This is a genomic window from Nostocoides sp. (assembly GCF_035343835.1).
Taxonomy (GTDB): domain Bacteria; phylum Actinomycetota; class Actinomycetes; order Actinomycetales; family Dermatophilaceae; genus Nostocoides_A; species Nostocoides_A vanveenii.
Genome location: NZ_DAOQZV010000379.1, coordinates 1 through 1,860, shown reverse-complemented (window position 1 = coordinate 1,860; position 1,860 = coordinate 1). Strand labels below are relative to the sequence as shown.

Annotated in this window: 3 protein-coding genes; all 3 read right to left on the bottom strand. The window is 73.2% G+C overall.

From position 1 onward, the window contains the following. Window positions 1-398 (bottom strand): MFS transporter (locus PKH97_RS16345; protein WP_324388665.1); only part of this gene is annotated, 398 nt, incomplete at its 3' end. A gap of 122 nt (window positions 399-520) precedes the next feature. Further along, window positions 521-1,222 carry a response regulator transcription factor gene (locus PKH97_RS16340; RefSeq protein ID WP_324388664.1) on the bottom strand — a complete coding sequence of 234 codons (702 nt, stop codon included), beginning with the start codon at window positions 1,220-1,222 and terminating at the stop codon, window positions 521-523. Further along, a partial coding sequence (locus PKH97_RS16335) for a sensor histidine kinase (protein WP_324388663.1) occupies window positions 1,215-1,860 on the bottom strand: 646 nt, incomplete at its 5' end. The genes PKH97_RS16335 and PKH97_RS16340, both read right to left, overlap by 8 nt.

The following is a 1,860-nucleotide window of genomic DNA, read 5'->3' as shown; positions in this document are numbered from 1 at the left end:
ACCTGGAAGAACGCGTATGCCGTCGCGCACGCCAGGAAGGCCACCACCACCCACGCGGTGGCCAGGGCCTGCGGCTGGGCGGGCCCGGCGAAGAGCAGGGCGAAACAGCCGGCGAGCGCGAGCCCAGCCCGCAGCAGGAAGGGTCGGCGCGGTCCGGCCGGGTGGGTGGAGCGGTCGCTGATCCGCCCGGCGATCGGGTTGAGCACGACGTCCCAGGCTTTCGGCAGGAAGACGACCACTCCGGCCAGCGCCGCCGCGACGCCCAACCGTTCGGTGAGGTAGGGCAACAGCATCAGCCCCGGCACGGTCCCAAAGGCCCCGGTGGCGACTCCGCCCAGCGCGTATCCCCGCCGGATCTGCATCCGGCCACGATAGGGCTCGTCGGGCGCCGTCGGCAGTCCTGACGAGGCAGACCGCGGTGTCTCCCGGGACGTGACGGCGCGGGCCGCCAGGCCTACCGGTGAACGGCGGAGTGGTCGCCGGGGTGGATGTGGGCTCGACGGTTGGCTGGACCGTCACCTCAGTCGTGGGCCTGGTCGCGATGCGGGGCGACGTGCCGGGTCGTGGTGGCCAGGCCGTTGCGGTATGCCGCGATGACCGCCTGCACCCGGTCGCGCACGCCCAGCTTGGTGAGCACTCGGGAGACGTGGGTTTTGACGGTCGCCTCGGTGACCCGCAAGCGGGCGGCGATCTCGGCGTTGGAGAACCCTTGGGCGATCAGCCACCACACGTCCAGCTCGCGGTCGGTCAGGCGTTGAGCCACGTTCGGGGCGCCGGTGGGGCGTTCGGCGCGCCGCATCACTCGGGCGGTGACGGCCGGATCGAGCACCGCGTCGCCGGCAACGACGGCATACACCGCGTGCACGAGCGCTTCGGGCCGGGAGTTCTTGAGCAAGAAACCGCTCGCCCCGGCGTCCAGCGCGCCGAAGAGCACCTCGTCGTCATCGAAGGTCGTCAGCACGATGACCCGCACCGACGGCGCCTGGACGGTCAGTTCGGCGGTGGCGGCAATGCCGTCGCGGCCGGGCATCCGCACGTCCATCAGGACGACGTCCGGGTCTGTGGAGCGCACGACCGCCACGGCCTGCTCGCCGTCGCCGGCCTCGCCGCACACCTCGATTCCCTGGGCTTCCAGGATGGTGCGCAGGGCGATCCGCATCATCGGCTGGTCATCGACGATGACCACCCGCGGTGGCCCCCACGTACGGCCCGACTCAGCCATCGGTGGACCTTGGCAGGTGGGCGGTCACCCGGAAGCCGGTGCCGTCCTGGCCCGCGGAGACGGTCCCGCCGAAGAGCGCGGCGCGCTCACGCATCCCGACCAGACCGCGCCCGCTGCCCGGGCTGGTCGTGACGCGGGCCGGACCGGGGTCGAGGACGTCGACGGTGACCTGATCGCCGACGGTGACGGTGACCGAGGCGGCGGTGGCGCTGCTGTGTCGGGAGACATTGGTGAGGGCCTCCTCGGCGATCCGGTAGGCGCACGTGCTGCGGGCCGGGTCCACGGCGTCGATCGGGCCAGTCAGCTGCAGGCTCACCTCCAGGCCCGCCTGGCTCCATCGGGCCGCGGTGGCCGGCAGGTCGGGGAGGGTGGGTTGCGGGCTGAGCTGGGCCCCGCTGCCCGGAGCCTCGCCGCCCACCGGACGCAGTACGTGCAGCAGCCGGTGCATCTCGTGGACCGCCTCGCGGCTGGACTGTTCGATCGAGCTCAGGGCCGCCCGGGCCCGTTCGGGGGAGCGGTCGAGCGTCGCACGGGCCGCCCCGGCCTGCACCCCGATGAGGCTGACATGGTGGGCGACGACGTCGTGCAGCTCGCGCGCGATCCGGGCCCGCTCGGCGCCGACCGCCGCCTCGGCCCTC

Excerpts from the sequence above, each read along its gene's own strand:
- PKH97_RS16340 (WP_324388664.1), bottom strand. The coding sequence starts at position 1,222 with ATGGCTGAGTCGGGCCGTACGTGGGGGCCACCGCGGGTGGTCATCGTC.